We start from the raw sequence: 24,979 nt of genomic DNA, 5'->3' as shown, positions 1-24,979 counted from the left end.
GTCGGACGGGGCGCTGCCAAGGGGAGAGGCCGACGCACGTCCCCCGTGTGCCGACTCAGCCTTCAACAGCCGCGCGCGCTCCGCTTCCCTCCTGCCCCACGAGCATGCTGTGTGCCCGCTCGCGAACCAGGGGAGCGAGCGCCCAACGCCACGGACTGTCGAGGAGGCAAGGCCGTGCGGGCGGCCTTGTCCGTCCGGCGGCCGACGAGGCGGGCGCCCGGTCTTCCGGCATGTGGGTGACACATGCTACGCCGGTGCGTGAACTCGCTCCTGCTCGAGGACACACTCATGAAGCTGTCGCAGACGTTCCTGGCCGCGCTCGCGCTGTCCCTGCTGCTCCCTGTCTCCTCGGCGCGCGCCTCCGACTATCCGCCGGACTACCCCATCTGCAGCGTGTACGACTCCGCGACGACGGGGCCCTTCGAGGTCATCCGCCACACGCGCCGGCTCCCCGGCCGCCTGGCGACGCTCACCGTCAGCTACCGGGGCTACCTGCGGGGCCTGTACCCGGACAATCAAATCTCCATCTACATCCAGCTCAACGGCCGCCAGCAGACGCTGAGCGCCAGCGCGGGCACCAACAACGATGCCTATGTCTTCCTGAACGCGGGGCCGCGCGCCTGCATCAAGTGCATGCAGTACCAGAACCTGCCCCAGTGCACCGAGCACTTCGCCAACGGTGGCCAGGATGGCGTCTGGGTGTGCCAGCAGCCCACGGCGGTGGAGAACGACCTCTTCTTCTACGCCTTCAACTCCAATGGGAATCAGAACGCGTGGGACATCTCCCTGGCGGCGACGTCCCATGGCCAGTGGGACAGCAACCTGGGCAACAACTACTTCGCGCAACTGCCGGCACGGTCGAGCTGCTGGTAGATTTCCGCCGCGAGCGGTTCGACATTCTCCACGCCGTGACGATTGTCGCGGCGCATCTGCGCCCTGTGCTTGACACCCTGGGGGCCCCGGCGGAAAAGCCGAGCACATGAGGCGGCCCCCGCTGTTTCCACCGGGCCGCGGGGAGCCCGGGATTGAAGCTCGCGACGCTCAAGGATGGAACCCGTGATGGGCGGCTCATCGTCGTCAAGCGGGACAACTCGGCCTATGCGCTGGCCACCAACGTCGCCCTGACGCTGCAGGCGGCGCTGGACGACTGGGACACGAAGGAGCCGCTGTTGCGCGCGCTCGCCGCGCAGCTGGAGGCCGGCGCGGTGCAGAGCCGCCCGTTGGACCAGACGGCCCTGCATGCGCCGCTGCCGCGCGCCTACGAGTGGATTGACGGCAGCGCCTACATCAACCACGTCATGCTGGTGCGCAAGGCGCGCAACGCGGAGCCGCCGGCCACGCTGAAGACGGACCCGTTGGTGTACCAGGGCGGCTCCGGGGACTTCCTGGCGCCCACCGCGGACATCCCGCTGGCGGACGAGGCGTGGGGCCTGGATTTCGAGAGCGAGGTCTGCGTCATCCTCGGCGACACGCCGCAGGGCACGAAGGCCGCCGACGCCGGCAAGCACGTCAAGCTGCTGATGCTGGCCAACGACGTGTCGCTGCGCAACCTCATCCCGGACGAGCTGGCCAAGGGCTTCGGCTTCTTCCAGAGCAAGCCCGCCACGGCCTTCAGCCCGTTCGCGGTGACGCCGGACGAGGTGGGCCCGGCCTGGCGCGAGGGCCGCATCCACCTGCGCCTGCGCTCGGTGCTCAACGGCGTCCAGGTGGGTGACACCGACGCGGGCCCGGAGATGCACTTCTCCTTCTTCGAGCTCATCCAGCACCTGTGCAAGACGCGCGGCTACACCGCGGGCACCATCCTGGGCAGCGGCACGGTGTCCAACGTGGACCGCGCCCGGGGCATCTCCTGCCTCGCCGAGCAGCGCATGATTGAGACGATTGAGGAGGGCAAGCCGAAGACGCCCTTCATGAAGCCCGGCGACACCATCGACATCGAGATGATGGGCGAGGACGGGCAGAGCGTCTTCGGTCGCATCTCCCAGAAGGTGGTGAAGCCGTCATGAAGGACCTGCGCCTGCACAACTACTGGCGCTCGTCCGCTTCGTGGCGGGTGCGACTGGGGCTGAACCTCAAGGGCCTGCCCTTCGAGTACGTCGCGGTGCATCTCTTGAAGGACGGCGGTCAGCAGAACTCCGACGCATACCGCGCCGTGAATCCCATGCGGACGGTGCCCACGCTGGAGTGGACGGAGGCGGACGGCACCGTGCGCCGGCTGTCCCAGTCGCTCGCCATCCTGGAGTTCCTCCAGGACCACGCCCCGTCGCCGTCGCTGTACCCCGAGGATGCGTACCTGCGCGCCCGCGCGAGGATGCTGGCGGAGTATGTGAACTCCGGCATGCAGCCCATGCAGAACCTGTCCGTCCTGCAGCGCATCAAGGCCGAGCTGAACGGCGACGACAAGGCGTGGGGGGCCTACTGGAACACCCGGGGCCTGGAGGCGCTGGAGAAGATGGTGCAGCCCACGGTGGGTCGCTTCTGCGTGGGCGACTCGGTGACGCTGGCGGATGTCTGTCTGGTGCCGCAGCTGTACGGCGCGCGTCGCTTCGCGCTGGACCTGTCGCCGTACCCCACGCTGCTGCGGATTGAAGCGGCGTGCGCGGAGCATCCCGCCTTCCAGGCGTCCCACCCGGACCGGCAGCCCGACGCGACGCCGGGCTGAGGCCCGAGGCGCGTGAAGGTCGTCCCCGCTCGAGTGAGAGCGGGGGCGGCCCTCTCGCGGAGTTGTCAGGGCGTGGGCACCGCCGGGGCGAAGGTCGTCTCGATGCGCAGGGCCCGCGAGAGGGTGAGCGTCACCGGCGTCTTCGCGGAGATTTCGAGCAGGCGCGCGCGCTGCTCCTCGCTCACGGCGGGGCCGCAGGAGAGCACGCGCTCCACGCGCTCGGTGTCGTTCTCACGGAAGAGCTTGAGCTTCACGGTGAGCGGGCCCAGGTCCCAGCCCTTGCGGGCCGCGTACATCTTCAAGGTGATGGCGGTGCACGCACCCAGCGAGCCCATCAGCAGTTGATAGGGCGCGGGGCCCTGGTCCGCGCCTCCCAGCGCCGCGGGCTCGTCCGCCTGGAAGTGGTGCTTGCCGGTGCGAATCGACTGCGTGTAGCCGGCCTGGCTCTCGACGACGGCCGCCGCGAGCAGCGTGGTGTCATGGGTGGTCATGACGGGCATGAATCCAGGACGGGGCCCGGGTGACAAGGCCCGTGCTCGGGTGGGAAGTCGCCAGGTTGTTTCGAAAGCGCATCCCTCTTCCTGGGGTAGCTTTCGTGCAGATGCCTCCCCAGGAGCCCGCGAGCCCCGCGCCTTCCGCGCCGAGAGACAGCGCACCCGTGCTCCGGGAGCTGGCGCTCCTGTTCCTCCGGTTGGGCACCACCGCTTTCGGCGGCCCGGCCGCGCACATCGCGCTCATGGAGGACGAGGTGGTGCGCCGTCGGCGCTGGCTCACGCGCGAGGAGTTCGTGGACCTGCTCGGCGCGGCCAACCTCATCCCCGGCCCCAACTCCACGGAGCTGGCCATCCACATCGGCCACCGACGCGGCGGGTGGCCGGGGCTGCTGGTCTCCGGCGTCTGCTTCATCCTTCCGGCGTTCCTCATCGTCACCGGCTTCGCCTGGGCCTACGCGCGCTTCGGAGACCTGCCGGACGTGGGCGCGCTCTTGTACGGCGTGAAGGCCGTCATCATCGCCGTGGTGTTGCAGGCCCTGTGGGGGCTGTCGCGCACCGTGGTGAAGACGCGGCTCGCCGCTGTCGTGGCCGTGGGGTCCGCGGCGGCGGCCTTCCTCGGCGTCAACGAGCTGTGGCTCCTGTTGCTGTCGGGGCTCGGCGTCCTCGCGTGGCGCGCAATCGAGCACCGCCGGGAGCATGGGCCCTCGGGACGCTCCGCTTCGTTGCCCGTGTCGCCGTGGGCGCTGGCGCTTCCCCTGGGCGCCGCCACCACGGCCGTGCCCTTCACGCAGCAGGGCCTGTTCCTCTTCTTCCTGAAGGTGGGCTCGGTGCTGTACGGCAGCGGGTACGTGCTGCTGGCGTTCCTCCGCTCCGAGCTGGTGGAGCGGTGGGGATGGCTCACCCAGGCGCAGTTGCTGGACGCGGTGGCGGTGGGGCAGGTGACGCCCGGTCCCGTGTTCACCACGGCCACGTTCATCGGCTACGTGCTCGGGGGGATGACGGGGGCGGTGGTCGCCACGGTGGGCATCTTCCTGCCCGCGTTCTTCTTCGTCGCGCTCAGCGGGCCGCTGGTGCCGCGCCTGCGTCGCTCGTGGAGGGCGGGGGCGTTCCTGGATGGCGTCAACGTGGCGTCGCTGGCGCTGATGGCCGTGGTGACGTGGCAGCTTGGCCGGGCGGCGCTGGTGGACGCTTGGACGGTGGGGCTCGCGCTCGCGTCCGCCGTGCTGCTCATCCGCTGGCGCGTCAACTCCGCCTGGCTGGTGCTGGGCGGAGGCGCGGTGGGGTGGCTGGTGAAGAGTCTCAGCGCGGGGTGAGCTTCGCCCCGCAGCGGGCCACTTCGACGCCGGACAGGTCGTCGCGCCGGTCGATGCACGTCAGCACCAGCGTGTTCCCATCCAGCTCGTTCTCACAGTGGCGGTTGGCCTGGACGCTCGTCGAGGAGCCCGCGTCCGGCCGCACGACGCCCCCATCCGCGCCCAGGTGCACGGTGAGGCTGGGGTCATGCAGCGACCATTCGCCCTTCGGAATGTCCACGCTGTCTCGGGTCGAATCGCCGAACTCGGGGAACCCCAGCGCGGAGGCCCCCTGCGTGGTGATTTCGCACGCGTCCTCACCCGACAGGACGCGGAAGGTGCCGTTGGAGCCGCAGGTGTTGCCGGTGACGTCGAAGGTGACGTCTCTGGTGCCGTGCTCGCATTTGCGCGACGAGTCGGCGAGGAGCAGGAGCCCGGTGGTGGCCAGCACCGCGACGGACGCGAGGTTTCTCAGCAGGGGCTTCATGACAAGGCTCCGGGGGGTGTGAGGGACGCGGCTGGCGTCCGGGAGAGCACCGTGGCGCGGCCGTACAGCACCGCCACCGCGATGAAGGGCAGGGTCAGCAGGTCGGTGGGGTCGGCCACCGCTCGGAAGCTGTCGAGGCCGAGCGGCGCGCCCAGGGGACGCAGCCACTGACAGAAGAGGTCCGCGAGGGGCTGTGACACCTTGAGCGCGGTGAACAGCACGGCGGTCAGCGCCGCTCCCGCGCCCAGCCGGAGGCTCCGAGGCCAGCGCGTCACCAGGGCCAGCAGCGCGGACACGTAGAGCGGCAGGAAGAAGCAGATGGCCACGTCCGACAGCTTGCCGGTGAGCGTGTTGTGGAAGGTGGGCTTGAGCCAGCGGTCATTCACCGCCATCAGCGCCACGGCCGCCAGGGGCAGCGGCGCGAGGAACTCCGGCATGCGAGGCAGGGGCTTCACTTCAGCCCCTCCGTGCGCACCAGGGCCCGCAGGAGGATGACATCCGTGAGCAGCTCCACCGGGGCCCGGTCATCCGTGAGGGGCTCCGCGGAGGCCACCGCGCGCAGCTCTCCGACGACGCGCGTCGCCAGCGGGCGCAGCGAGAGTGGGAGCCGCTCCGTCCTCGCGGCCAGTCGCTCCGCCATGCCCTCCTCGCCCGCGAAGAAGAGCGTGTTGCTGGGGTTGCGCGCATCCGCCGCGAGCACGTGAGGAAACACGGACGCCAGCGTGCCGCCCACCGCGTCCACCACACCGCGCTCCTCGCGGAAGCGGCCCACGTTGAAGCACGCCACGCCTCCGGGAACCAGGTGGTCCGCCACGCTCCGCGCGAACTCACGCGTCGTCAGGTGGAAGGGCACATAGGGAAAGCGGAACGCGTCGACGATGATGACGTCGTAGCGCCGCGAGTCCGCCTCCAGGAACGCGCGCGCATCGCCAACGTGTACCTCCACCTCGGCCCCCAGCCCGAAGTGTGTCCGCGCCAGCCGCACCACCTCCGCGTCCAGCTCCACGCCCACCACCCGCGCCCCGAGATACGTCTCCCGCAGCCCGCGCGCGCTGGTGCCCGCGCCCAGGCCCAGCAGCAACACCCTGGGCGCCCGAGGCTCCGCGCGCGCCATCGCCGGCGTCAGCAGGTAGTGCCCGAAGACCTCCTCCCGCACCGGCTGCCCGGGAAGCCACGTGCTCTGCACCGCGTAGCCCTCGTTGAACACCAGGCTCCGCGTCCCCTCGGGTGACTCCAGCACCTGTACGAAGGCATGGGGCGACTCGGCCACGTCCCGCGCTCGCGGATGTCGCGGCAGCGCGTGGACTCCCAGCGCCAGCGCCACCACCGGCACGCCCACGGCCACCACCCGCCACCGCCAGCCGAGCCCATGCGCCGCCGTCAGCCCGAGCACCCCCGCGAAGCAGGCCATGGCGCGCGCGGTGCCCAGCCACGGCAGGACGACGAAGGCCGCCAGGAGCGTCCCGGCGATGCTGCCCAGCGTGGACGCTGACGACAGCCGCCCCGCATGCGCCCCCGCCGACGCCACGCCTCCCAACCCCACCCTCACCAGGAACGGCCCCACCGCCCCCAGCGCCAGCAGCGGAGGCACCGCCACCAGCACCACCAGCCCCACGCGCCCCATGGCCTCCAGCGGACGCCCCGTCATCACCGCCGCCGTGGCCCCTGACAGCAGCGCCCGCGCGAGGAAGGGCAGGGCGGCCAGCAGCAGCGCCGCGACACACAGCGCCATGCGCAGCGGCTCCAGTCGCTCCGCGCGGTCCGCCCAGCGCCCGCCCAGGTGCGCCCCCAGCGCCAGCCCTCCCAGCACCAGGGAGATGAGCGCCGCCCACACGGGCGTGCTGCTCCCGAAGTAGGGGGCCACCAGTCGCGAGGCGGCCATCTCCGACGCCATCACCGTGGCGCCGGAGAGGAAGGACAACCACGTCAGTGAAGAGGGCTTCATGAGCGGGGGCCGGATGAGCAAGGCCCGTTCCATACTCAACAGCCCGTAACTCCGCGGCCCCAGGGGGAAGTCCCCGGGGCTCGGGTGACAAAGTCGTCAGTGGCTCACGGCTTCACTGACAGCCGTGTCGCGCTCAGCCCTTGAAGGGCAGTGGTGCGACCTTCACGGTGTCGGGCCCACCGGCCAGCGTCAGCTCGGTGCCGGGCTCCAGCGAGTCGCGGTGCACGTAGCCCAGGGCCACGCGCTGTCCCTGGGACGGGGAGCGCACCACGCTGGTGAGCCAGCCCACCTTCTTCTCGCCCCGGCGCAGCTCCGTGCCGGGCGCGGCGTCGGCCTCGCCCAGGAGCAGGCCCGTCAGCTTGCGGTTCATGTGCCCGCGGAAGGTCGCCCGGGCGATGACCTCCTGCCCGATGTAGCAGCCCTTGTTGTAGGAGATGGCCCCGGTGAGGTTGGCCTCCATGGGGATGGTGGTGTCCACCATGTCCTGCCCGTACCGGGGGACTCCGGCCTCCACCCGCAGGAGCTCCAGCGCCTCGAAGCCCAGCGGCTTCAGGCCTGGCTCCGCGCCCGCCTGGCTCAATGCGCGCCACACGGCCTCGACGCCCGCGCGTGGCACCCACAGATCGACACCGTGGGGCTCCACCGAGGTGTTGCCCACCAGGATGACGTCCTGGCCGGCGAGCGTCAGGGTCCGGGTGGCGTGGTGCGCCAGGGGGGAGAAGCCCTCGCCCAGCACGCTCGCCGTCCGGGGACCGAGCAGCCGGAGGATGGCGTACTCGCCCGTCGCCTCGTGCAGCTCCGCGTCCTCGGAGATGAGGTATTTCTCCAGGAACTCCCGGACCTTGGCGCCATGGCCCGGCTCCACATCCATCAGGAGGTCTGCCTCCCGCTTGAGGATGCGGGCATCCGCCACCATGGCCCCTTTCACATTCACCAGGGCGGCATAGGTGGCGGCTCCGACGGGGAGGTTGTTCACCTCCTGGGTCACCATTCCATGTAGGAAGGAGGCCCTGTCCTCCCCCGTTATCCGGAGGATTTCGCGGTAGGAGGCGTCGTGGAGCGCCACGGCCTCCCGGGCGGCGCGGTAGCCGTCCTCGCCGTTGCCATATCCGGCCACGACTTCCCGGCCGCGCACATCGATGAAGCGGGCCCCCGCTTCTTCGTGAAGAAAATGCAGAGACAGCGGTTCCATGTCCGTCGCTATATAGAGGCGAAGGAGCGAATGCCACGATGGATGTGAAGCAGCTGTCGTCCTTCCAGGACTTCTCCCCGGAGAAGCTCCGGAAGCTCAACGTCTTCCAGTCCGAGCGCTTCTTCCTCGACGTCTACTGCCTGGCGCCCGGGCAGGCGCAGAAGCCGCATCACCACGCCACCTCCGACAAGGTCTACGTCGTCCTGGACGGTCGCTGCCGCTTCCGCGTCGGTGCCGAGGAGGAGGTCCATGGTGTGGGCGCGGCTGTCTTCGCCCCCGCGGGTGCCGAGCACGGTGTCGCCAATGATGGCCCCGCCTCCGCCCGTTTGCTCGTCCTGATGACCCCGCCCCCGGAGCACGCATGAGTCCGAAGTCCTCTCCCCAGAAAGCCGCCACCCCCGTTCCCTTCCGTGTCGGGGTGGTGTTGCTGGTGCTGGGCGTGGCCGCGAGCGTCCTGTCCGTCTTCCAGTGGAGCCAGTTGCTCACGCTGCGCGCCGGTGGTTCCACCGTGTGCGGCGTGTCCGACACGGTGAACTGCGAGACGGTGTGGAACTCGCCGTTCGCCACCCGCTTGCATGAGCTGTTTGGCATCCCCGTGGCCGGCCTGGGGCTGGTGTGGGGCCTGACGGTGGTGGCGCTGTCGGCGCTGTACCTGGCGCGCGCTCGTTCGGGCAAGCCCGTGGCTCCGGCGGCGCAGGGGCTGAAGCTGACGGCCGGCGCGGGTATCGCGTCGGTGCTCGTCTTCGCGTTCGCGAGCTTCCAGACGGGCGTGGTGTGCCCCACCTGCCTGGGGACGTATGCGCTGGTCGCGGCCATCGCGGCTGTCGCGTGGAAGGGGCTGCCGGCCGCCGGTGCGGGCCAGTGGGTCCCCGCGCTGCAGTGGACGGTGGGCGTCACCGTCGCGGTGTTCATCGCCGTCTTGCTGCCGGGCCGCTCGCTGTCCTCGCCGCAGCCCAAGGCGGGGTCGCTGTTGCCCGTGGCTTCGTCGTCGACGACGACGCAGGCGGCCACGCCCGCGTCGCTGGAGGCGTACCTGCGCGGGCTGCCGATGGAGCAGCAGCAGTTCATCTCCAACGCGCTGGCGTTGTACCGGCGGGACGTGCCGAAGGCCGCCGCCGCGCCCGCGCGTCACCGCTATGGGCCGGTGGACGCGCCGGTGAAGATTGTCGAGTGGACCGACAGCAAGTGCCCCCACTGCAAGGCGTTGGTGGAGGAGCTGGCGGTGCTGAAGAAGCGCGTGCCGGAAGGCAAGCTGTCGCTGGAGGCCCGGCAGTTCCCGTTGGATGGCTCCTGCAACCCGGCGATGCCCAAGCGCGGGCCGGACGCGCCCAGCGTGCGGTGCGTGGCGGCGAAGGCGCAAATCTGCCTGGAGGGCGCGCCGGACTTCTGGGAGCTGCGGGAGAAGCTCTTCGCGGCGCAGGCGGTGCTGGATACGGAGCGGGTGATGGAGATTGCTTCGTCCGGCTCGATGTCGCGGATGCAGTTGGATGCGTGCATCTCCAGCGCGGCCACGGCGGCGAAGATTCAAGAGGACACGTCGTATGCGCTTCGCTACCAGTTCACCGGCACGCCGCTGGTGGTGGTGAACGGGCGGCAGGCGATGCCGTCCGCGCCGTTCCTGTACGCGCTGGTGATGGCGGATGGGAATCCGAGCGCGCCCGCGTTCGACGTGCTGCCTCCGCCGCGCGCGATGCCGCAGGACGACCACGCGGGCCACAACCACTGAGCAACGGCGGGCGGTCTCGTCATGGGCAAGCGTGACAAGAAGGACGAGCCGGCGGCACCGGTGGGGCCGTTCCACAATCCCTTCGCCGCGCTGGCGGCGAAGCGGGAGGCGCTGCCGGTGGGCCCCGCGGCGCCCGTCGCTGCGCCCGCGCGAAAGCCCGAGCCGAAGGGCCCCGCGCGCGCGGTGGTGCGGATGGAGCGCAAGGGGCGGGGTGGCAAGGAAGTCACCGTGGTGGAGCACCTGGAATTGCCCGTGCCCCAGCGCGAGGTGTGGCTCAAGGCGCTGAAGAACTCGCTGGGCTGCGGAGGCGTGGTGGAGGACGACACGCTCGTGCTCCAGGGAGACCAGCGCGAGCGACTGCCCACGCTGCTGGAGGCGCGCGGCGTTCGCAAGGTGACGGTGGGCTGAGGCGCGGACACGAAAAAGCCCGGGCGCCTTGAGAGGCGACCCGGGCTCGTGTGACGGCGTGGGCCGTCGTGACTGCTACAGCGCGGCGATGAGGGCGTCCGTGAACTCGCGCGTCGTCGCGCTGCCACCCAGGTCGCCGGTGCGGATCTTCCCCTCACCGTAAACCTTGTGGAGGGCACCCTCCATGCGCCGGGCCTCTTCGCGCATGTCCAGGTAGTCCAGCATCATCACCGCCGACATCATCAGCGCGGTGGGGTTCGCGATGCCCTTGCCCGCGATGTCCGGCGCCGTGCCGTGGACCGCCTCGAAGACGGCCGTGCGCTCGCCGATGTTCGCGCCGGGCACCATGCCCAGGCCGCCCACCAGACCGGCGCACAAGTCACTCACGATGTCGCCGTAGAGGTTCTCCAGCACCATCACGTCGAAGCGCGTCGGGTCCTTCACCAGCTGCATGCAGAGGTTGTCGACGATGACTTCCTCGTAGTGGATCTCCGGATACTCACGGCCCACCTTGCGGCAGCAGTCCAGGAACAGACCGTCCGACAGCTTCATGATGTTCGCCTTGTGGACGCCGGTCACCTTCTTGCGACCGTGCTTCCGGGCGTACTCGAAGCCGAAGCGGGCAATCCGCGTGGACGCCTTCTCGGTGATGATCTTCAGCGACTCCACCACGCCCGGGACGATGATGTGCTCCAGGCCGGCGTAGAGGCTCTCCGTGTTCTCGCGCACCACGACGAGGTCCACGTTCTCGTAGCGCGTCTTCACGTTCTGCACGCTCTTCACGGGCCGCAGCGACGAGTACAAATCCAGCCGCTTGCGCAGGCCCACGTTCGCGGAGGGCAGACCGCCGCCCACCACCGTGCCCGTGGGGCCCTTCAGCGCGACGCCGCTGCGCAGCACCGCTTCCACCGTCTCGTGGGGCAGGTTGGTGCCGTACTTGGCCACCACTTCCGCGCCCGCGTCCTTGTGCTCGAACTCGAGCGGTACCTTGAGCGCCTCGAGGACGCGGATGGTGGCCGCCATCACCTCGGGGCCGATGCCGTCTCCATTGATGACCGTGACAGTGCGGGTGTTCGCCATGGGTGCGGATTCACAGCACAAAACCCCTGGACCCGAAAGGACGAAAACTTCCGGCGTACAGGGCCAGGCATGGGGTCCATGAGCCAGGCCCTGGCCCGAGGCAGGCTGGAGGCCGTCCAGGGAGGAAAGGGGGCCTCAGTGCTCGGACGCGGAGTCTGGCCGCCGGGCGGGTCTGCGGGTCGGCCGGTGGCGCCGGCGGATGGCGTAGGGCCGGTAGAACGACTCCCACAGCGCGGCGCGTCGCCCCCGGGGGCGTGTGCGCAACTCGCCCAGGGGCGCCCGGATGAAGAACGAGGAGATGAAGAGGTAGGTCGCGGTGATGGTGATGAACACCAGGATCAACATCACGATGGGGCCCGGAATCCAGGCCACGTGGGCCCGGGTGACGAACTCCAGGAAGTCCACCGGCGGCTTCGGGTGGCTGTAGACCTTGAAGAACCACGTCACCAACAGGACCATCAGGATGGGCCCGTAGGTGCGGTTGAGCCGCGTGGAGATGGCGGAGAGCAACGAGAGCTGGATTTGAGGGCGGGACATCTCCACCGCCAGCTCTCGCAGGGCGTCCGGGTCCACCGGCTCGCGGCGCAGCATGGGGGCCCACCAGCCGTCCTCCAGCAGGCGCACGCGGCGGTTCCACAAGTCGTAGTAGCGGTAGCGCCGCGCCTCGACGAGCAGGAAGGACACCACCATCCAGATGCCGACGAGGAAGGTGACGTGGGAACTCTGCGGCGTCGCGAAGCCGAAGGAGATGACGGCCGCCGTCGTCGTCAGCGCCCAGTTCGTCGTCGTGTCCAGGCGCGTGCGCCAGGTGTCGGAGCGGCTCAGCTCGCCCCGGAAGAGCTGCGCCATGGCCTGCTGCGACAGCCAGGGCGACTCCAAGAGGTCGTTCTTGATGGGCTCGTTGAGGGGCATCCGTTCCCGGAAGGTGGGACGGGGCGCGGGTCGATGCAACGGCTCGTCCGGATGATCGCCCCCATGTGAGCGCGCCCGCGCGCACGCCCTGCCTCCCGGTGGGCGAGCAGGCGGCCTGGGACACCGGCGGCATCGGTCCCCTGAAGCGGGCGGACAGGCGGGGGCACGGGTGGCCATGGCGGGCGGGCATGCCCACCTTGGCGACTTGAACGTGGCCCGGCTCAATCCCATCGAAGCCCTGTCGGAGCTGCTCCAGGGGGAGCAGGAGCGCGTGGCGCGCCTGTGGGCCAAACGCCTGCGCGCGGAAGTCTACGAGGTGGAGATTCCGGGCAGGGACTTGCGTGCCCCACTGCGGCGACTGGTGGGCGAGATGGCGCGCCTGCTCAAGGACCGGGGCGAGGACGCGGTGCGCCTGTGGCCGGAGGTCGCCCGTTCCCACGGCGCGGACCGGTACACGCAGAACTTCGAGCCCGAGGACCTGACGCGCGAGTTCAAGTCCCTGGAGTCGGTGCTGCTGCACGTCTACGCGCGCCACCACGGCGGGCTGATAGAGCCGGAGGTCGCCGGCCTCATCGCGGAGCTGGTGTGGGAAGGGGACGCGGCGGCGCAGGCGTCCTATGCGCGCATCCTGAAGACGGAGGAGGTGCGCTTCCGCGAGGCGGCGGTGATGGAGTCGGTGCTCAACCACGTCGACGTGGGCATCCTCCTGGCCGAAGTGGACGGCACCGTGTCCTTCGCCACGCCGCCGGTGAGCCGGCTGATGGGCGTGCCCATGCGCGCGGTGGTGGGCGGGCGCGCGGTGAACACCGTGTCCCCGGTGCTCACGCAGGTGAACGCCCGGCACCTGACGGGCGAGCCCTTCAAGGTCGCGGACATGCCCTTCGTGCGCGCGCTGAAGGAGCAGGGCCCGGTGCGCGGGGTGATGATGGTGGTGGAGCGTCCCGGCGGCGGCGAGGTGACGCTGGAGATGAGCGCCACGCCCGTCTGGGAGGAAGAAGGCGAACTGGCCGGCGCCATCCAGACCTTCACCGACCGCACCGAGTCCGCGAACAAGACCAAGGCGCTGGAGAGCGCCTACGGAGAGCTGCGCAGGCTCCAGGGGCGGCTGCTCCAGCGCACCCGGCAGCAGGCGCTGGGACAGCTGGCGGGGGGCGCGGCGCATGCGCTCAACAACTTCCTCAACGTGCTGCGCCTGCGAATCACGCTGCTCCAGCGTGAGTACAAGCCCGAGCACCTGGAGGCGCTGGACAAGACGGTGCAGCAGATTGGCGAGCTGGTGGCGCGGCTTCAAGAATTCAACGTCCAGCGCACCGAGGAGCGGCCCGTCGACGTGAAGGTGGACCAGACAGTGCGCGAGTCGCTGGAGCTGGCGCGCGGCGAGCTGGAGCAGCGCGAGCACCCGGTCTACGTGGAGCTGGACCTGCATGACCCGGGCGCGGTGCGCGCGGACGCGGCCTTCTTCCGCGAGCTGGTGGTGAACCTGCTGCTGGCGGCCAGGGACCGCATGGAGGAGGGCGGCCACCTGAAGCTGACGACGCGCGCGGAAGGCAGGGAGTGGCTCATCCTGCGCATCCAGGACGAGGGCCCGACGTACGCGGCGGAGGAACTCTCGCACCTGTTCGACCCGCTGCGCAGGGACCCGGGGGCGCCGCAGCTCTCCTTGTACCTGGCGGTGGCGCGCGCGCAGGTGCAGCGCTGGGGCGGCGAGCTGACGGCGGAGAACGCGACGACGGGAAAGGGCGCGGCCTTCGTGGTGCGGCTGCCGCGCGTCCACGAGCAGTCGTCCACGTACGAGCCCACGCGCACCCCGCCGAGCGGCACGAAGGCCGTGGCTCCGGCGGCGCCCCGGCGCTTCCAGCAGACGCGCCGCGTGTTGGTGGTGGACGACGACCTGGACAACGCGCGGATGATGGCCGAAGTCCTGGGGGAGGAGGGCTACGAGGTGCAGGTGGCCCATGACCCCCACGTGGCGCTGGAGATGTGGGACCGGCGCCGCTTCGACGCGGCCCTGTTGGACGCGGTGATGCCGGAGATGAGCGGCTGGGAGCTGGCGCGCGCGCTTCGCGAGAAGACGCCCCACGTGCTGCTCGCCATCGTCACCGGAATGGACGTACGCGGGCAGAACCGCGCCAGCCTCGCGCTGGTGGACGCAGTGTTCCGCAAGCCCATCGACGTGGGCGCGCTGGATGACTTCCTCGCGCAGACGGAGGGCGGCTCGGGCGGTGAGGCCGCGCAGGCCGCCGGAGAGTCGTCTCCCGATGCCGGCGACAGTCCGGATACTCCGCCACGGCACTGAGGCCCCGCGGGTGGACCACCCCGAGGTCCAAGGAAGGAGGGGCAACGGGGGCCGCCGTCGCCTGGAGACCCTCGCCGGCCGCCCTCGCGGACGGTCGCGGCGTCACCTGAGCCGTGCGCACCTACGGCTCATGTCGGGTCAGAACGTGCTCCACCGCGACTTTCGGCGCGGTCTTCATTTCGTCCCGGTGGTGAATCACCTGGTCATGCGGAACGCCGAGGGACTTCGCCACGTCCACGAAGCTGAACTCGGGATGGCTCGGGGTGCGGTATCCGGCTGCGAAGCAGGCGCATCCTGCCTGACGGGTTTTGCTCAAACCATCCAACCCCAGGGCATGTGGGTGTCGACTGGGGCGATGTCTGTGTATGTCGAAAGCCCATCGTGTCTGGGTGGGTTGGAATGCTTGTCTGCCAATGGAACTCGGGGTCCGGTGCGGGGTGGGTTCGTGAATCACGGCCGGGCGTCTAGAGTCGTGTGGGTGAGCGTCTTGCTGGAAGTGGAGCGCATCCGCCGCAAGGTGGAGGCGGGTGAGGTCCTGAGTGACGCGGAGCTGGAAGCGCTCCGCGCGCAGGCACAGGGCAGTGAGGGGCCGACGCCGAGGCTGGCGCTGGCGCACGCCCTCATCAACGCGGGCGCGGACCGGGAGGCGCTGCCGCTGCTGGAGGCGTTGCGGCGCGACTTCCCTCGGGACGTGCCAGTGATGTTGGGGTTGGCTCGGGCGCTGCTCGGGCTGGAGCGAAATGGGGACGCGGAGGCGCTGCTGCGGCAGGCGCGCGCGCAGGAGCCCGGGGACCCGGAGGTCCTCAAGGTGCTCGCAGTGCTGGCGCTGCGCAGGGGCGAGGTGGAGAAGGCCCAGGCGTACGTCACGGATGCGCTGGCCAGAGACCCGTTCGACGCGGAGACGCGGCTGTTGAAGGCGGAGCTGGAGGCGGCGGAGCTTCCGCCCCCGGCCGTGCCCGAGGAGCAGGTGCTCCGGCCGGAGTTCACCGCCGCGCTGGCGGGCGCGCTGGGTCGGGCGCGGGTGGTCTTTAGGCGGCAGGGAAAGGACCTGCTGGTGAAGCTGGCCACGGGTGGAGTGGGGCGCGTGGACGTGGGCTCGCTGTACGCGGCGTATCGCGAGGCCCCGGGCTCAGCGGGGTTGGGCCCCTACGTGGAGGCCCTGGCCGCGCGATTGGGCGGGTTGGCCTCGGGGCTGGGCTCGGAGGGGGCGTCGCTGGAGGCTCGGCTTCGTCCGGTGCTGCGTCCGGCGGACTTCGAGGCGAAGGCGGTGGGTGCCCTTCACAGACAGGGGCCCGCGAGGCTGGAGGTCTTCTATGTGCTGGAGGACGCGGACTTCGTGCGCTACCTGCCCGAGTCCGCCCTGGGTCCGGCTGGGTTGACGCGGGAGGCGGTGGACGCGGCGGCGTGGCGCAACCTGGAGGCGCATCCGGCGCCCGTGCGGCCCGTCGTCATCGACCGGGGCGAGGTCCGTCTCGCGGAGAGCTTCTCGGGGCTGTGGGCGGTGGCCGCGGGAGACGGGCTCGACGGTGCGCGGCTGCTCACCGCGTCCCAGCGGCGCTTGCTGGCGGAGCAGGCGGGAGACGAGCCCCTCTATGGCTCCCTGGTGCGGCGAGAGATGGCGCTCGTGGCCCGAGTCTCCGACCCCTCGGCCTGGGAAGTGCTGGCGGACCTGGAGCCGACTCCGGAGGGAATCGCCGGCTTGTTCTTTCTGTCGGACGAAGGGCTCACCCGGGACCGGGCCGCTGGGGACTGATACAGGTCGCTCTGGAGGTGGCGATGACCAGGGCAACAGTCCTGTCATACGAGGAATGGGCGCTCGGACCCCGCGCCACGCATCCTGGATGGGATGCGGTCGAGAAGTTCATGTCGAGTGAGGCCTTCAGGAGGACTGCTTCGGGGGTGCTCATCTTCGACAGACCCACTGAACGCGGTGACTTTGTCTTGTCGATGAGGGTGGCTGTTCCCCTGGGAGGGGATTCGGGGCGCGGCGACGTGGTCCAGGCGATGAGGCGAGACGCGCTCTCGGTCTTGCTCCTGGATGACGAGCTCGCGGTCCCGGAGCATTTCCCCGCCTACGACAGGGTCGCCATCGGGGCCCTCACGGACCCGGAACATCCGAACCTGTTTGGCGGGCATGTCGCGGGGCTCGCGAGCGCCGTGGAGTCATCCCGGTCCGCGCTCGTGATTTCACATGATGGCGACCCGGTCATCCTGCTCCATCATGGTGCGCCACCGGAGTGAAGGCTCCAACGGTGGGAAACGTAGGAGGCATACCCGTGTCAGCAGCCGAGTGGTCCGCCGCGGTAAAGGAGATGAGGAGGCTTTTTGACCATGACCCCACGGACAAGAAGAGCCTCAAGGAGTGGGTGGACGCGTCCATCGCGCTGTGCCTGCGACTTCGCACTGTTCCAGAGAGCTCCGATGTGGAGGAAATCGTCTGGCATTTCCTCTTCGACGCGGACATCCGGGTGAAGGCCCCCGAGTACGCCCAGGCCCAGCGCGAGGCGTTCGAGAGCTGGCTCCAGGACGCTGAACGCGCCTTGCTGTCAGAGCCGTGAACGTCCATGGGGCCGGCTCACCCCGCCGTGCCGGTGGGCAGCCGGTCCACGAACACCACCTCGCGGTAGCCCAGCGTGAGCAACAGCGCCCGTAGGGCCCTTTCGGCGGAGTCCCGGGCGCGCTGCTGGAGTCTCGTGTCGGCGCGCACGTCATGCTCGAAGGCCAGGCGCGCCTTCTCCAACAACTGCGCCGTCTGCGCGCTGTCCAGGTTGGAGTCGATGATTTCCGTCTCCCCGGGCCGCAGCGCCACGCGCACGTCGATGGGGGGCAGCACGACGTGGACCTTCGTGCCGGCGACGTGGAGGCTGGAGGGGCCCAGGCGCTGGAAGTCGAAGCCCAGATGCGCGTCCGCGAAGACGATGGCGCGGCCGTGCGGGTTCTGGAGCGTGTACGCCGCCCAGTTCACCACGTCCTTCCACAGCGCATCCGTGGCCTTGGGTTCGGGGGAGAACGTCACCTTCTTGTAGAGGGCGACGTCGAGCGTCTCCAGCCGCGCCACCTCGCGCATCTGCTGCACCACGGAGGCGGTGTCCGGCAGGACAGGGGAGGTGGGCCTCAAGAGCCAGCCCGCGCCCAGGGCTCCGGCGACGATGCCCAGCAGGACCGCGAGGATTCGCGAGAGGTGCGCCATGGGCCCAGTGTATCTCCTTCCTCGCGGCACGCGTCTGGGGCACGGTGCGCGCGTGTGGGCGGCACGTTGCTGGAAGGAGCACGTGTGGAGCTGACCGATGTAGAGGTGGAGGCACTGGGGACGCGTGGCTATTTCACGCGCCCTGATTTCCTCGGGGATGTGGCCGCCCTCGCCGCGCGGGCTGAAGCGCTGGCGAGGGCTGAATCTGGAGTGCTGCATGCCGCGGGCATCCGCCGGGGCGCCGAGCGGACCCTGGACTCCCGCGTGAGAGGAGACCTCATCGGCTGGGTGGAGCCGGAAGCAGGAACAGGACTCGGCGTCCTGTGGGAACACTTCGCCAGGCTCGGTCAGGCGCTCTCGTCGGCGGCCTATCTCGGCCTGGGACGCTTCGACCTCCAGCTCGCCTGCTACCCCGGCGGCGGAGCGCGCTACGCGCGTCACTTCGACTCATTTCCCGGACAGTCCAACCGCCGCGCCACCGCCATCTGGTACGCCAACGCGGGCTGGGTGCCCGAGCACGGAGGCGTGCTGCGGCTGCATCCGGAGGGCTCGGCGCCGGTGGACGTGGCCCCCATGCTCGACACGCTCGTCGTCTTCCTGAGCGAACGCATCGAGCACGAGGTGCTGCCCGCCCACGCCTCGCGCCTGGCCCTCACCGCCTGGTACTACGGCCGCGACGCGGGCTGAGCCGTCATCACAGCGGGGGCGCGAGCAGGACGACGGAGTAGCCGACCGCCGTGCGCGTCCCTGGATTCTCATACGAGTGCTTCTGGTCCCCCCGGAAGACGACGACGTCTCCGGGCTTGAGGACGAAGCGCTCACCGCTGGCGACGAGGGCCATCTCCCCGGACTCGCAGGCCAGGTATTCGCGGGTGCCGGGCGTGTGGGGCACGCCGGTGATGCGCACGCCGGAGGGCAGCTCCACGCGGTCGAACTCCATGCCGGGCAGCGGGTCCGGCAGCAGCTTGCGCAACTGCCCCGCACCTCGCATGCGCGTCGTCAGGCTGTCGCGCGGGTAGTGCCGCGCACTGGCCCGAGGCCTCGCCACCAGCTCCTCCAGCGACACCTGGAGCGCCGCCGCCACGCGGTGCAGCACCGACAGCGTGGGGTTGGCGGTGCCCGACTCCAGGTTGGCCCACGTCGCCCGGGGCACTCCCGCGAGCTTGGAGAGCTGGGCCTGCGTGGCGCCCCGCGTCTCCCGCAGGGTCCGGATGTTGCGCGCCAGTCTGCTCGGCAGGTCCTCTTCGTCGATGGCCATGGGTTGGCAATCTGCCAAAGGATTGTCCGAGACGCCATTTCATCAACGCGACGGACGTATCCCTCCAGGCAAGGAGGACATTCCAATGACGCTGACCGGAAAAGCGGTCCTGGTGACGGGAGCGAGTCGGGGGCTGGGGCGGGCCCTCATGGCAGGGTTCGCGAGGCGAGGCGCGCGGGTGGTGGGCGTGGCCCGACACGCCCCGGAGATGGAGGCCGCCGCCGAGTCCCTGAGAGCCGAGGGGCTGGAGGCGCACGGCGTGGCCTATGACGTTGGGGACAAGGAGTCCATCTACCGGCTGGTGGGCGTGGCCACGTCGCTGGTGGGCCCGCTGGACGTGCTGGTGCACAACGCCAGCATCCTGGGCCCCACGCCGTTGCCCCTGCTGCTCGACACCGCGTGCGAGGACTTCCAGCACGTGCTGGAGGTCAACGTGGTGGGCCCCTTCCGGCTCACCAAGGCGGTGGTGGGCAACATGGTGGTGCGAGGGGGCGGGCTGGTGCTGAACATCAGCTCGGACGCGGCCCTCTCCGCGTATCCGCGCTGGGGCTCCTACAGCGTGTCCAAGGGCGCGCTGGAGCACCTGGGCCGCCTCTGGGCCGCGGAGCTGGAGGGCACGGGCGTGCGCTTCCTCAACGTGGACCCGGGGGAGATGGACACGCGCATGCACGCGGACGCCATGCCGGAGGCGGACCGCTCGACACTGGCCCGGCCGGAGGACGTGGCGGCCCGCATCGTCGCGATGGTGGAGCGCCGCGCGCAGTCGCTGCCGTCGGGCTCCCGCCTGGTGGCGGAGAGTCTGGAGGCCGCATGAAGCCCGCGCGCTGGCCCGTGGACCATCCCGAGGAGGGACGGCTCCTGCACATCGAGCCCCGAGGACGCCGCTTCTCCGACGCCCGCGTGGCGGACCTGCCGTCGCTCCTGCGCGACGGAGACCTGCTGGTGGTGAACGACGCCGCCACGTTCCCCGCCTCGCTCCTGGGGCGCACGGCCTCGGGAGAGCGAGTCGAGCTGCGGCTGGTGTCGCGCGAGGAGGACGGCACCTGGACGGCCGTCCTCTTCGGCGCGGGAGACTGGCGCAAGCGCACCGAGGACCGCCCGCCGCCGCCCGTGCTGCCGGTGGGCACGCGCTTCACCGTCATCGGGTTGCCGGTCCAGGTCGTCGAGGTGCTGCCGCCCTCGCCCCGCCTGCTGCGCGTGGCCTTCGACGAGGACGGCGCCGCGCTCTGGTCCGCGCTGTACCAGGGAGGCCGTCCCGTGCAGTACGCGTACACCGTGGCCCCGCTGTCGCTGTGGCACGTGCAGACGGGCTACGGCGCGCGGCCCTGGGCCACGGAGGCGCCCTCGGCGGGACTGCCCCTCACCTGGAACGTGCTGCTGGCCCTGCGTCGCCGGGGCGTGCGGCTGGCGTCGCTCACGCACGCGGCGGGGTTGTCGTCCACCGGGGACGCGGTGCTGGACGCGGCGCTGCCCCGGCCCGAGCGCTCGGACATCCCCGTGGCCACGGTGGCGCAGGTGGAGGCGACCCGCGCGGCGGGAGGGCGGGTGGTGGCGGTGGGCACCACGGTGGTGCGGGCGTTGGAGGGCCGGGCGGCGATGAACGGCGGGCGACTGGTGGCGGGCGAAGCGGTGACGGACCTCCTGTTGGGGCCGGGCTTCGTGCCCCGCGTGGTGCACGGGCTCCTCACCGGCATGCACGAGCCGGGCAGCAGCCACCACGCGCTGCTCCATGCCTTCGCGCCGTCACTGCTGTTGAAGGAGGCGGCCGCGCACGCGGAGGCGCGCGGCTACCTGGGGCACGAGTTCGGGGACTCGAGCCTGGTGCTGGACGCGTGAGGGCTCACTGGAGCTGATTGGGCTCCAGCTCCACCTTCACCCAGCCCGGCTTGCGCAGGTCGAAGTTGCGGTAGGCGTCCAGCGCGCCGCTCATGGGCTCCACATGCGAGAGGATGGCGGTGGGGTCCACCTCGCCGGTGCGCACCAGCTCCAGCAGCCGGGGGATGTACTTGCGGTGGTTGCAGTTGCCCATCCTCAGCGTGAGGTTCTTGTTCATCGCCATGCCGATGGGGAACGTGCGCACCTGCGCCGGGTAGACGCCGATGATGGACAGCGTGCCCGCCTTGGCGAGCGCCTCCACCGCCCAGGACAGCACCTGCGCGGGCGCGTCGCCGGGCACCCAGTTGTCGCCGTCCGGCTTCGTCTTCGGCGCGGCCTCCTTCGCCTCGCGCTTGAGCTCCGCCTTCTGCGCGCTGGCCTGCTTCGCGGCGGGGCCCGCGTGCGCGTGCTCGGCGTCCACGCCCACCGCGTCGATGGCGCGGTCCACGCCGATGCCGTTGGTGAGGCGCAGGAGCGTCTTCACCGGGTCTTCCTGGTCGAAGTCGATGATTTCCGCGCCCTGGCCGCGCGCCAGCTCCAGCCGGTCCTCATGGCAGTCGATGGCGAAGACGCGGCCGGCGCCGAGCAGCTTCGCGCTGACGATGGCGAACAGCCCCACCGGCCCGCAGCCGAACACCGCCACGGTGTCGCCCGGCTTAATTTCCGCCAGCTCCGCCCCGAAGTAGCCGGTGGGGAAGATGTCGGAGACGAGGATGGCCTGCTCGTCGCTCACGCCCTCCGGAATCTTCACCAGCCCCGCGTGCGCGAAGGGAACGCGCACCTTCTCCGCCTGCATGCCGTGGAAGGGGCCCGTCTGCTCCGGCCCGCCGAAGAAGGCCGTTCCCGCGGAGGCGCCGTGGGGGTTCGCGTCGTTGCACTGCGAATGGTAGCCGGCGCGGCAGTAGACACAGTTGCCGCAGGCGATGGTGGAGGGGATGACGACGCGGTCGCCGACGTTGAAGTTGCGCACGTCGTCGCCGAGCGTCTCGATGTAGCCCACGCCCTCGTGCCCGAGAATGGTGCCCGGCTTCATCCCCGGCATCGTCCCGCGAATCATGTGCAGGTCCGTGCCACAGATGGCGCTCGCCGACAGCTTGACGATGGCATCCGTCGGCTTCTCGATGCGCGGCTCCGCCACCTCGTCGAGCCGGATGTCCCCAATCCCATGGAATACGACGGCCTTCATCGCGCGCTCCTTCCCCCGTTAGGGGCCCTTGCGTCCAAAGTCGAAGAGGCCCGTCTGGTGACGACGGACCCGTGCGATTTTGAGCGTGGGCATCTGGAGCAACGCGGGCAGGGCGCGACGTCTCCTCTGCTGGCCAGCAGGCGGAGTGCCGGGCGACTAGCGGGCGGCGGCCTGGTGGACGTGGAAGGAGAGCTTCTTGCCGAAGACGCGGCGGAAGGAGGCCACCTCGTGCTCCGCGTTCCACAATTCCAGGTCCACCGGCTGGCGCGCGTGCAGGTGCAGGGCCACCCCGTCGCGGCCGTTGGTGGCCTTGAAGTCCTTGATGGGCTGGTGGTGGCTGTGGTCCAGCGAGTTGGCCACGCGCAGCAGGGTGGCGAGCTTTCGCACGGTGCGGGCCTCGGCGGGAGTCAGCCCCGCCATGCCCGAGTGGGCCAGCTCCGGAGGACTGCGCCGGTGGTAGCGGGCGACGCGGGCCACCAGCTCTCGCTCGCGGTCCGCGAGGCCGGGGAGGTCCGCGTGGCGGATGAGGTAGTACGTGTGCTTGTGGTGCCGCTCGTAGTTCACCGCATGGCCGATGTCGTGGAGCAGCGCGGCGACTTCCAGGTACGGGCGCACCGACAGCGGCAGCTGGTGCAGGGCGGCCAGGTCGTCGAAGAGCGTCAGCGCGAGCCGTGACACCTGACGCGCGTGCTTCTCGTCGAAGAAGAAGCGCTGGCCCATGGCGATGGCGGCGTCCGCGAGGCTGTGGTCGTCGGGCTGGTGGTGGGCGTCCTGTCGGTAGAGCAGGTCCACGAGGATGCCGTCGCGCAGGCCCCGGTTGACGACGCTGACGGACTCGATGCCCAGGTACTTCGCCACGCCCTCCAGGATGACGGCGCCGGAGACGATGATGTCCGCGCGCTTGGGGTCGAAGCGCTTGCGCCGCCGGTCCGCGGGCATCTGCGCCAGTGTCTCCACCGTCTGGGTGAGCTGGCGCACGGTGGCGTTGCCGCTGCTCTCGCTGGAGGCGAAGGACACCACGGCGTTGATGGTGCCGGACGAGCCGAGCGCCACCCGGGGAAGGAGCGGCAGCTTCTCCGGCAGCGTCTTGCCCAGCACCTCCTGGACGAACCCGCGCATGATGCGCAGCTGCTTCGTCGTCACGGTGCGCGACGCCTCGAAGACCTCGGTGAGCCGCACCGAGCCCAGCCCCAGGCTCCACAGGTTGTCGGGCTTCTCGCCCACGGCGGTGGCCACCTCGGTGCTGCCTCCGCCAATGTCGATGAGCAGCGAGCGCGTGCCGGGGGGCTTGCGGTGCAGCACGCCCAGGCAGATGAGGCGCGCCTCCTCCTTGCCGCTGACGACCTCCAGGTTGAGGCCGGACTCCTCGCGCACGCGCCGGACGATGTCCGGGCTGTTGCGGGCCTCGCGCAGGGCGCTGGTGGCCACCGCGCGCACCTGGGCCTTGTGGCGACGGCAGAGGGCGGAGTAGCGCCGGAGCGTGGACAAGAGCCGCTCCGCCGTGGCCTCCGGCATGGTGCCGGTGGCGAAGACGCCCTCACCGGGGCGGATGGGGTCTCGCTCCTGGTGGAGTGTCTCGAGCGCCCCGTCGGCGTCCGGCCGGGCGAGCTCCAGTCGCACGGCGTTGGTCCCCACATCGATGGCTGCGAGGACGGGCGGGAGGGCGGGGCGGCGAGTGGGCATGGTTGGACGTGGAACAGTGTAGAGCGCCGTGACGGCTCGTGCAGCACGACATGGGGGGGCTGCTGCCGGGCGGGGGCCTCTTCACGCGCTCGCGTGACGCCAGCGTGACGGCCTCACCGCTTGCGCCGCCGGCCGATGAAGCTGGCGAAGCGCTCCGCGAAGCGCGCCACCGCCAGCCCCACGACATCCAGCAGCCACCGCTGGAGGCTGGAGCGGCCGCATTGCTCCAATTGCACATGTCGCGACAGGGCCACGTGCTTGTCCAGCCACAGGGCCGCCTGCGCCGCCACGCCGGGCTCCTGGGCCTCCACCAGCGTCTCCAGATTCACGAGCGACAGCGGGTCCAGGTTGAAGCTGCCCACCAGCAGCGTCTTCCCATCCACCACCGCCGCCTTGGCGTGCAGCGTGGAGGCGGTCCATTCGTGGATGTTCACCCCCGCGCGCAGGAAGGTGCCGTACAGCCGCATCGTCGCCGCGCGGGCGAAGATGACGTCGCTTCTTCCGGCGAGCAGCAGCGACACCTTCACGCCCCGCCGCGCCGCCCGCGTCAGCGCTCGCACGAAGCCCGTGTCCGGGAGGAAGTACGCGTGCGCGAGGATGACCTCGTGTTTCGCCCCGTCGATGGCGGACAGGTAGCGCTTGCGCAGCCGGTGCCCGCCGCCGATGCCGGACAGGTACAGGCTCACCGCGCCGGACGTCAGCGCCGCCGTGCCCGCGGTCAGCTTCGCGCCCAACTGCCGGCAGATGTCCCCCCGCAGCTCCACCGCCAGGTCCGCCCAGCCGGGCACGTCGCCGTGCGCCGCGTAGGCATCACCGATGTTGATGCCGCCCAGGAACGCCACCGTGTCGTCGACGAGGAGGATTTTGCGGTGGTTGCGCCAGGAGCGGCCCAGGCACAGCGAGGTGAGCGGGTTGTAGACCCGCACCTTCGCGCCCGCGGCCAGCAGCGTCTGCGTGAGGTACTTGCTGGCGCCGATGCTGCCCCAGCCGTCCACCACCACCTTCACCGACACGCCCCGCTTCGCCGCGGCCACCAGCGCGTCCAGGAAGAGCGCGCCCACGCCCTCGCGCTCGAAGGTGTAGACCTCCAGGTGGATGCGGTGCCGGGCGAAGGAGATGGCCTCCAGCATCCGGGGAAACGCCTCCGCGCCCCCATCCAGCAGCGTGCAGTGCTCGCTCGCATGCTCCCGGGAGAACGACGGGGCCAGCGGAGGCACGGGCTGCGGGACGACGGAGGCTTCGGTGCGCATGAGCACACCCACCCTACAACTCTCCCGGGCGGCACGGGACACG

Annotated in this window: 26 protein-coding genes; 14 read left to right on the top strand and 12 right to left on the bottom strand. The window is 70.5% G+C overall.

What is annotated here, in order from left to right; all coding sequences use genetic code 11:
* Positions 1-288 precede the first annotated feature (288 nt).
* The 3 genes from HUA78_RS06330 (at position 289) to maiA (ending at position 2,662) form a co-directional block, all read left to right on the top strand.
* Positions 289-873: a hypothetical protein gene (locus tag HUA78_RS06330; protein WP_141648341.1), complete on the top strand. Its 585-nt coding sequence runs from the start codon at positions 289-291 to the stop codon at positions 871-873.
* 152 nt (positions 874-1,025) lie between these two features.
* Positions 1,026-2,006 (top strand): fumarylacetoacetate hydrolase family protein, encoded by a 981-nt coding sequence (locus HUA78_RS06325; protein WP_141648342.1) that lies wholly within the window; start codon positions 1,026-1,028, stop codon positions 2,004-2,006.
* Complete coding sequence (maiA, locus tag HUA78_RS06320; RefSeq protein ID WP_141648343.1) at positions 2,003-2,662, top strand: maleylacetoacetate isomerase; 660 nt, start codon at positions 2,003-2,005, stop codon at positions 2,660-2,662. Before HUA78_RS06325 ends, maiA begins: the two co-directional genes overlap by 4 nt.
* A gap of 65 nt (positions 2,663-2,727) precedes the next feature.
* Here the strand turns inward: maiA and HUA78_RS06315 are convergent, their stop codons facing one another.
* Positions 2,728-3,153 (bottom strand): OsmC family protein, encoded by a 426-nt coding sequence (locus tag HUA78_RS06315; protein WP_174467300.1) that lies wholly within the window; start codon positions 3,151-3,153, stop codon positions 2,728-2,730.
* Between the two features lie 110 nt (positions 3,154-3,263).
* Here HUA78_RS06315 and chrA point away from each other — a divergent pair, with 110 nt between their 5' ends.
* On the top strand, positions 3,264-4,469 hold the full coding sequence (gene chrA, locus HUA78_RS06310; protein WP_174457987.1) for a chromate efflux transporter: 1,206 nt from the start codon (positions 3,264-3,266) through the stop codon (positions 4,467-4,469).
* Here the strand turns inward: chrA and HUA78_RS06305 are convergent.
* From HUA78_RS06305 to HUA78_RS06290, 4 genes are all read right to left on the bottom strand, one after another.
* Positions 4,456-4,935 (bottom strand): hypothetical protein, encoded by a 480-nt coding sequence (locus HUA78_RS06305; protein WP_141648345.1) that lies wholly within the window; start codon positions 4,933-4,935, stop codon positions 4,456-4,458. The two genes, chrA and HUA78_RS06305, sit on opposite strands and share 14 nt — an antisense overlap.
* Entirely contained in the window at positions 4,932-5,390 is a 459-nt protein-coding gene (locus tag HUA78_RS06300; protein ID WP_174461089.1) for a hypothetical protein, read from the bottom strand. The genes HUA78_RS06305 and HUA78_RS06300 overlap by 4 nt, the downstream gene beginning before the upstream one ends.
* Positions 5,387-6,880, bottom strand: coding sequence for a fused MFS/spermidine synthase (locus HUA78_RS06295; protein WP_174457946.1), 1,494 nt, complete (start codon positions 6,878-6,880; stop codon positions 5,387-5,389). Before HUA78_RS06295 ends, HUA78_RS06300 begins: the two co-directional genes overlap by 4 nt.
* 133 nt (positions 6,881-7,013) lie before the next feature.
* On the bottom strand, positions 7,014-8,072 hold the full coding sequence (locus tag HUA78_RS06290; protein ID WP_174475873.1) for a folate-binding protein YgfZ: 1,059 nt from the start codon (positions 8,070-8,072) through the stop codon (positions 7,014-7,016).
* A gap of 38 nt (positions 8,073-8,110) precedes the next feature.
* On the opposite strand from HUA78_RS06290, the gene HUA78_RS06285 reads away from it, so the two are divergent.
* From HUA78_RS06285 to HUA78_RS06275, 3 genes are read left to right on the top strand one after another with little or no spacing between them, the layout of a single operon-like run.
* The gene (locus HUA78_RS06285; RefSeq protein ID WP_174457948.1) at positions 8,111-8,437 is read left to right on the top strand and encodes a cupin domain-containing protein; all 327 of its coding nucleotides are present in this window, start codon (positions 8,111-8,113) and stop codon (positions 8,435-8,437) included.
* Positions 8,434-9,798: a thioredoxin domain-containing protein gene (locus HUA78_RS06280; protein WP_174457949.1), complete on the top strand. Its 1,365-nt coding sequence runs from the start codon at positions 8,434-8,436 to the stop codon at positions 9,796-9,798. The genes HUA78_RS06285 and HUA78_RS06280 overlap by 4 nt, the downstream gene beginning before the upstream one ends.
* A gap of 21 nt (positions 9,799-9,819) precedes the next feature.
* Complete coding sequence (locus HUA78_RS06275) at positions 9,820-10,206, top strand: translation initiation factor (RefSeq protein WP_174461092.1); 387 nt, start codon at positions 9,820-9,822, stop codon at positions 10,204-10,206.
* 75 nt (positions 10,207-10,281) lie between these two features.
* Here the strand turns inward: HUA78_RS06275 and HUA78_RS06270 are convergent, their stop codons facing one another.
* Together HUA78_RS06270 and HUA78_RS06265 are read right to left on the bottom strand one after the other, a co-directional pair.
* Positions 10,282-11,286, bottom strand: coding sequence for an isocitrate dehydrogenase (NAD(+)) (locus HUA78_RS06270; protein WP_141648884.1), 1,005 nt, complete (start codon positions 11,284-11,286; stop codon positions 10,282-10,284).
* A 135-nt stretch (positions 11,287-11,421) separates the two neighbouring features.
* Positions 11,422-12,198, bottom strand: coding sequence for a DUF2270 domain-containing protein (locus HUA78_RS06265; protein WP_141648885.1), 777 nt, complete (start codon positions 12,196-12,198; stop codon positions 11,422-11,424).
* Between the two features lie 175 nt (positions 12,199-12,373).
* Here HUA78_RS06265 and HUA78_RS06260 point away from each other — a divergent pair, with 175 nt between their 5' ends.
* The 4 genes from HUA78_RS06260 to HUA78_RS06245 all read left to right on the top strand — a co-directional run bounded on the left by HUA78_RS06260 (position 12,374) and on the right by HUA78_RS06245 (position 17,052).
* Positions 12,374-14,494 carry a hybrid sensor histidine kinase/response regulator gene (locus tag HUA78_RS06260; protein WP_254614156.1) on the top strand — a complete coding sequence of 707 codons (2,121 nt, stop codon included), beginning with the start codon at positions 12,374-12,376 and terminating at the stop codon, positions 14,492-14,494.
* Between the two features lie 478 nt (positions 14,495-14,972).
* Entirely contained in the window at positions 14,973-16,247 is a 1,275-nt protein-coding gene (locus tag HUA78_RS06255; protein ID WP_371745515.1) for a tetratricopeptide repeat protein, read from the top strand.
* Between the two features lie 200 nt (positions 16,248-16,447).
* Positions 16,448-16,735 carry a hypothetical protein gene (locus tag HUA78_RS06250; RefSeq protein WP_217442379.1) on the top strand — a complete coding sequence of 96 codons (288 nt, stop codon included), beginning with the start codon at positions 16,448-16,450 and terminating at the stop codon, positions 16,733-16,735.
* A 35-nt stretch (positions 16,736-16,770) separates the two neighbouring features.
* Positions 16,771-17,052, top strand: a complete 282-nt coding sequence (locus tag HUA78_RS06245; protein WP_141649034.1) for a hypothetical protein — start codon at positions 16,771-16,773, stop codon at positions 17,050-17,052.
* 17 nt (positions 17,053-17,069) lie between these two features.
* Here the strand turns inward: HUA78_RS06245 and HUA78_RS06240 are convergent, their stop codons facing one another.
* On the bottom strand, positions 17,070-17,684 hold the full coding sequence (locus HUA78_RS06240; RefSeq protein WP_174475871.1) for a DUF4230 domain-containing protein: 615 nt from the start codon (positions 17,682-17,684) through the stop codon (positions 17,070-17,072).
* A gap of 84 nt (positions 17,685-17,768) precedes the next feature.
* Here HUA78_RS06240 and HUA78_RS06235 point away from each other — a divergent pair, with 84 nt between their 5' ends.
* Complete coding sequence (locus HUA78_RS06235; protein WP_174457953.1) at positions 17,769-18,371, top strand: 2OG-Fe(II) oxygenase; 603 nt, start codon at positions 17,769-17,771, stop codon at positions 18,369-18,371.
* A gap of 7 nt (positions 18,372-18,378) precedes the next feature.
* On the opposite strand, the gene HUA78_RS06230 is transcribed toward HUA78_RS06235, so the two are convergent.
* Positions 18,379-18,936, bottom strand: coding sequence for a helix-turn-helix domain-containing protein (locus tag HUA78_RS06230; protein WP_141649036.1), 558 nt, complete (start codon positions 18,934-18,936; stop codon positions 18,379-18,381).
* A 91-nt stretch (positions 18,937-19,027) separates the two neighbouring features.
* Here HUA78_RS06230 and HUA78_RS06225 point away from each other — a divergent pair, with 91 nt between their 5' ends.
* Positions 19,028-19,756 carry an SDR family oxidoreductase gene (locus HUA78_RS06225; RefSeq protein WP_174475870.1) on the top strand — a complete coding sequence of 243 codons (729 nt, stop codon included), beginning with the start codon at positions 19,028-19,030 and terminating at the stop codon, positions 19,754-19,756.
* Positions 19,753-20,778, top strand: a complete 1,026-nt coding sequence (locus tag HUA78_RS06220) for an S-adenosylmethionine:tRNA ribosyltransferase-isomerase (protein WP_174457955.1) — start codon at positions 19,753-19,755, stop codon at positions 20,776-20,778. Before HUA78_RS06225 ends, HUA78_RS06220 begins: the two co-directional genes overlap by 4 nt.
* Positions 20,779-20,782: 4 nt before the next feature.
* Here HUA78_RS06220 and HUA78_RS06215 read toward each other — a convergent pair whose 3' ends face one another.
* The 3 genes from HUA78_RS06215 to HUA78_RS06205 all read right to left on the bottom strand — a co-directional run bounded on the left by HUA78_RS06215 (position 20,783) and on the right by HUA78_RS06205 (position 24,936).
* On the bottom strand, positions 20,783-22,003 hold the full coding sequence (locus HUA78_RS06215; RefSeq protein WP_174475869.1) for a zinc-dependent alcohol dehydrogenase: 1,221 nt from the start codon (positions 22,001-22,003) through the stop codon (positions 20,783-20,785).
* 156 nt (positions 22,004-22,159) lie between these two features.
* The gene (locus HUA78_RS06210) at positions 22,160-23,686 is read right to left on the bottom strand and encodes a Ppx/GppA phosphatase family protein (RefSeq protein WP_174461097.1); all 1,527 of its coding nucleotides are present in this window, start codon (positions 23,684-23,686) and stop codon (positions 22,160-22,162) included.
* Between the two features lie 113 nt (positions 23,687-23,799).
* Positions 23,800-24,936 carry a phosphatidylserine/phosphatidylglycerophosphate/cardiolipin synthase family protein gene (locus HUA78_RS06205; RefSeq protein WP_141649498.1) on the bottom strand — a complete coding sequence of 379 codons (1,137 nt, stop codon included), beginning with the start codon at positions 24,934-24,936 and terminating at the stop codon, positions 23,800-23,802.
* Between the last annotated feature and the right edge of the window lie 43 nt (positions 24,937-24,979).

The sequence above is a fragment of the Myxococcus sp. CA033 genome, from assembly GCF_013336625.1.
GTDB classification, from domain to species: domain Bacteria; phylum Myxococcota; class Myxococcia; order Myxococcales; family Myxococcaceae; genus Myxococcus; species Myxococcus llanfairpwllgwyngyllgogerychwyrndrobwllllantysiliogogogochensis.
This window is presented reverse-complemented; position numbering and strand designations above follow the sequence as displayed.